Source organism: Rhodopseudomonas sp., assembly GCF_048594845.1.
Classification (GTDB): domain Bacteria; phylum Pseudomonadota; class Alphaproteobacteria; order Rhizobiales; family Xanthobacteraceae; genus Rhodopseudomonas.
In genome coordinates this window covers 1-4,764 of record NZ_JBMDXE010000245.1, presented here as the reverse complement: position 1 = coordinate 4,764, position 4,764 = coordinate 1, and the positions used below count along the sequence as shown (strand labels likewise).

General features: G+C 66.0%; 6 protein-coding genes. All 6 read right to left on the bottom strand.

Annotated elements, in window-relative coordinates; translation table 11 throughout:
- On the bottom strand, nucleotides 1-451 hold a 451-nt coding region (locus ACOJTD_RS15850; RefSeq protein ID WP_420133855.1), incomplete at its 3' end, for a biotin carboxylase N-terminal domain-containing protein.
- 2 nt (nucleotides 452-453) lie between these two features.
- Nucleotides 454-1,089, bottom strand: a complete 636-nt coding sequence (locus ACOJTD_RS15845; protein ID WP_420133854.1) for an urea amidolyase associated protein UAAP2 — start codon at nucleotides 1,087-1,089, stop codon at nucleotides 454-456.
- A 2-nt stretch (nucleotides 1,090-1,091) separates the two neighbouring features.
- Complete coding sequence (locus ACOJTD_RS15840; RefSeq protein ID WP_420133853.1) at nucleotides 1,092-1,934, bottom strand: urea amidolyase associated protein UAAP1; 843 nt, start codon at nucleotides 1,932-1,934, stop codon at nucleotides 1,092-1,094.
- A 39-nt stretch (nucleotides 1,935-1,973) separates the two neighbouring features.
- Entirely contained in the window at nucleotides 1,974-2,765 is a 792-nt protein-coding gene (locus ACOJTD_RS15835; protein ID WP_420133852.1) for an ABC transporter ATP-binding protein, read from the bottom strand.
- Complete coding sequence (locus tag ACOJTD_RS15830) at nucleotides 2,762-3,580, bottom strand: ABC transporter permease (protein ID WP_420133851.1); 819 nt, start codon at nucleotides 3,578-3,580, stop codon at nucleotides 2,762-2,764. The genes ACOJTD_RS15835 and ACOJTD_RS15830 overlap by 4 nt, the downstream gene beginning before the upstream one ends.
- A 158-nt stretch (nucleotides 3,581-3,738) precedes the next feature.
- Nucleotides 3,739-4,764: putative urea ABC transporter substrate-binding protein (locus ACOJTD_RS15825; protein ID WP_420133850.1), on the bottom strand; the 1,026-nt coding region annotated here is incomplete at its 5' end.

Sequence of the window (4,764 nt, the reverse complement as noted above, 5' to 3'; positions counted from 1 at the left end):
CGATCCGCGCGGCCTCAGTGAGCGCCCCGTCGATCGTCTCCAGCAGGCCGGAGCCCGGCAGCAGCGGCACGCCGCTCCGCGCCGCGATCTCGCGTGCCTTGTGCTTCAGGCCGAAGGCGTCGAGATGCTCAGGTCGTGGGCCGATGAAGGCGATGCCGTGCTGCGCGAGCCGCTCGGCGAAGCCGCGGTTCTCCGATAGGAAGCCGTAGCCCGGGTGCACCGCCTGCGCGCCGGTAGCAAGACAGGCGGCGATGATGGCGTCGACATTGAGATAGCTCTCCACCGCCGGCGCCGGGCCGACCCGGACGGCTTCGTCGGCGTCCAGCACCGCGCGGGTGAAACGGTCGGCGTCGGAATAGACCGCGACCGAGCGGATGCCCATGCGGCGCAACGTGCGGCCGATCCGCGAGGCGATTTCGCCGCGGTTGGCAATCAGGACCTTGTCGAACATGATCAGTCCTCGCCCGCCTCGTAGATCACCACCTGCACCGGCGTCGGGAAGAAGCCATTGCAGGGATTGTTGACCTGCGGGCAGTTCGAGATCAGGCACAGCACGTCCATCTCGGCGACCATCTCGACGTAGTCGCCGGGCTTGGAGACGCCGTCCACCACGGTGAAATTGCCGGACGGATCGAGCGGCACGTTCATGAAGAAGTTGAGGTTCGGCACGATGTCGCGCTTCGACAGGCCATGCTTGGCAGCCTCGATCAGGAAGTTCTCGCGACAGGCGTGCAGGTACTTGGTCTGATGGCCGAACCGCACGGTGTTGCTCTCGCAGGAGCAGGCGCCGGCCGAAGTGTCGTGCAGGCCGCAGCTGTCGGCGACCATGCGCAGCATGGTGCGGCCTTCGGTCGACATGATGCGCGTGCCGGTCGACACATAGGCGGAGCCCTGGGCGCGCAAGGTATCCTGGCCGCTGTAGCGCTCGCCGTGATCATCGGCGGCGTAGAACAGCGTATCGACCGCCTGCTGGCCGTGGCTGTCGACGATGCGCAGCGTCTGGCCCTTGCGGATGATCGCCGACCATGGCGTGCGTGCCGGGATGGTGGCGTCGAGGATGATACGGGCGGAAGCCGGAATGGCGGACATGATCAGGCCCTCCCTGTGATGCTGGAGGCGAGATAGAACGCGTTGTTCTCGAACGCGCGCTTGGCTTCGAGCGAGACCGTGCGGCACAGGTCGTCTTCGGCCGGCTGAGGTGCCTGATAGCGGATGATCTCGACGTCGCCCGGCGCGTAGGTCGGCGACGGGTCGAGCGGGTGCGGGCAGTTCGACAGCGCCACCAGCAGATCGAGCTCGGCGCGCAGGTCGACGAAGTCGTTCTTGCTGCGGCGCTCGCCGTGCCATTCGAAGCGGCCCTGCGGATCGACGCTCACCGGCGCGAAGAACGACACGCAGGGATGCAGGTCACGGCGGTCGAGGCCGAGCTTGCCGGCGGCCAGCACGAAGTTGTCGCGCGTATTGCGGAAGTTCTTGGCGCCATAGCGGGCCGCCGTCGTCGCGGCGGTGGAGCCGCCCACCATGGTGTCGTGCGCGCCGGACGTGTCCTGGATCACCGAGAGCAGCGCCCGGCCCATGTCGGACAGGATCACGCGGCCTTTACGCAGCGTTGCGGCCCACTGCACCTTGATGGTGTCCGCGTGATTCAGTCGCTCACTGGTGTCGTGCGCATTCCAAGCCTGCAGGCTGACGCAGGCTGTGCCGCTGGCATTGACGATGCGCAGCGCTTCGCCGCGGCCGAGCTTCGTGATCCAGTACCAGCCGCCTGGCACGGTTTCGCGATGGATGATCGCATCCTCGGCGATCGGCGCGCCGTCGCGCGGCGTCGGCGGCGGCAGCGCCTTCGGCGCCTGCTGCTGGCCCAGCGCTTTGTGGTGTTCGTAACGCTGGCGGTTAGCCTCGACTTCGGCCTTCTCCTGCTCGGTCAGGATCATGGTTGTCCTCATGTCAGACAAATGCCGGGTCGTCCCGGCTCATGCTCCCTGTTCGGCCGGGTCGTCCCGGCCGGAGCGGTTCGGATGCACCAGCCGCGGCTGCGCGACGCGCCGCGGATAGATTTCGAGATCGCGCGAGATCGTCGCGCCGTAGCGTTCGCGTTCTTCCGGAAGGTTGCGGTGGCGTTCGAACGCGATCACCCGCGTCGCCAGCCGGAAGGCTTCGGACAGATCGTGCGTCACCATCACCACGGTGAGTTCGGTCTCGTTCCACAGCCGCTTCATCAGCTCGTGAATTTCGCTGCGGATGCCGGGGTCGAGCGCGCCGAACGGCTCGTCGAGCAGCAGGATCTTGGGGCCGCGCATGATCGCCTGCGCCAGCGCCAGCCGCTGCTGCATGCCGCCGGACAGCGCCGCGGGATACTTCTGCTCGTGGCCCTTCAGTCCGACTTCGGCGAGCAGCGTCATCGCCTGCTCGGTCGCGGCGCGGCGTGCCGCCCCGAGCAGCCGGCCGAGGAATCTGGATTGCTGCAGTTCGCGGCCGAGCAGCACGTTCTGCAGCACGGTGAGATGCGGAAACACCGAGTAGCGCTGGAACACCACGCCGCGATCGGCATCGGGCTCGGGCTTCAGCGGCGCGCCGTCGACCAGGATGCGGCCGCGACTCGGCGTCTCCTCGCCAAGCAGCATGCGCAGGAAAGTGGTCTTGCCGCAGCCTGACGGGCCGACCAGCGCCAGGAAAGCGCGCGGCGCGACGTCGAGCGTGATGCGCTCGAGTACGATGTGATCGCCGTATTCCTTCCAAACATCCTCGAAGCGGATCGCGCTCATTCCGCCCTCACGGATGCAAACCACGGAAAGGCCTTGCGCTGCAGCAGCCGCAGGGCAAAGTCCATGATGAAGGCGAGCAGCGTGATCCAGATGACGTAGGGGATGATCACATCCATCGCCAGATAACGCCGCACAAGGAAGATGCGATAGCCGAGGCCGGAGTCCGAGGCGATCGCTTCGGCGGCGATCAGGAACAGCCAGGCGGGGCCGAGCTGCAGCCGCAGCGAGTCGATCAGCCGCGGCAGGATCTGCGGCAGCACCACGCGAAGTGCCATCTGCCAGGTCGAGCCGCCGAGCGTTTGCGCCTTGATCAGTTGCTCGCGCGGCAGCTCCATCACCCGCATCGCCAGATCGCGGATCATGCCCGGCAGCGTGCCGATCACGATCAGGGCGATCTTGGAATTCTCGCCGAGCCCCATCACGATGAACAGGATCGGCAGCAGCGCCAGCGGCGGCACCATCGAGGTGACCGACACGAACGGGCCGAGCAGCGCATTCGCAGCCGGCAGCACGCCGATGACGATGCCGAGCAGCAGCGCCGCCGCGGTCGAGATCGCCAGCGCCGAAACCAGCCGGATCAGGCTGGCGAGCGTGTCGGTCCACATCAGATAGTTGCCGGTGCGGCCGTCGACCTGAAACGCCATCTGCTTGACGGCCTGCACCATGCTGGTCAGCGCCGGCAGCAGCTTGTCGTTCGGATTTTCCGCCAGCCGTGCCTCCGATCCGGCGAAGTAAGCGATCGCCACCAGCACGAACGGCAGCGCGGCCATGTAGAAAGCCAGCTGCCGTCCGGGTCTGACGTTGATGAGGCGCATGGGATCCGTCTTCTCAAAACCTTGTCGCGGAACTGGAGGAGCTCACTCGATCACTTGAAGAGGCGTGCTTTCTGCATCCGCTGCTGACTCCCTCTCCCCGCGTCGGGCGGGGAGAGGGTGGCGCCGTGCCGGTGGCGGAGGGCATTCCGCCGGCACGCTTACAGCTTGCCTTGCGCGGCCATCTCCATGTAGCTGGCGTCGAAGCGCAGCTTCACGTTGGACTTGTCGCCGAGTACGGTTTTGTCCGCGAGCTCGATGCCGACCGCGTCGGCCGACTTCGCGCCCTTGCCGAGCAGGTCTTTCTCGAACAGGAATTTGCGGACCCGGTCCATCGTGGTGCCGATCGTCGCGCTCTTGGTGAAGGCCTCGGCGTCGGCAGCCTTGTCGAACAATTTAGTGGAGGCGAGCTGGCTGTCGAAGCCGGCCAGATCGGTGCCGGACGCCTTCGCCATCGCGTCCTTGGCGGCTTTACCCTCGGCGCCGGCCGCCTGCATCTTGGTAATGGTCTCGTACCAGATGCCGACCAGCGCCTTGGCGAAGTTCGGATTGTCCTTCACCACCTGCGTGTTGGCCACCATCAGGTCCATGATCTCGCCGGGGATCTGCGAGGAGTCGAACACCTTCTTGGCGTCCGGCGCGGCGAGGATTTCGGAGACGATCGGATTCCACGTGACGACCGCGGTGACGTCTGGGGTCTTGTAGGCCGCGGCGAGGTCGGCGTCGGAGGTGTTGACCACCTTGATGTCCTTCTCGCTGAGACCCTTGGTCTCGAGCGCGCGGGCCAGCAGATAATGCGACACCGAGAACTCGACGAGGTTGACGCTCTGGCCCTTGATGGCGGCGAGGTCTGTCTTGTTCTTCAGGATCACGGCGTCGTTGCCGTTGGAGAAGTCGCCCATCACCACCGCGGTGGTGTCGACGCCGCCCGCAGCCGGGATCGACAGCGCGTCCATGTTGGTGATCGTTACCGCGTCGTAGCCGCCGGCCGTGTACTGATTGATCGACTCGACGTAGTCGTTGAACTGCTTCACCTCGATGGTGATGCCGTATTTATCGGCCCATTTCTTGACGATGCCGGTGTCGGCCGCGTAGCCCCACGGCATCCAGCCGACATAGATCGACCAGCCGACCTTGAAGTCCTTCTTCGGCGCGGCGGAGGCTCCGACGACGCTGAGCGCCACGAT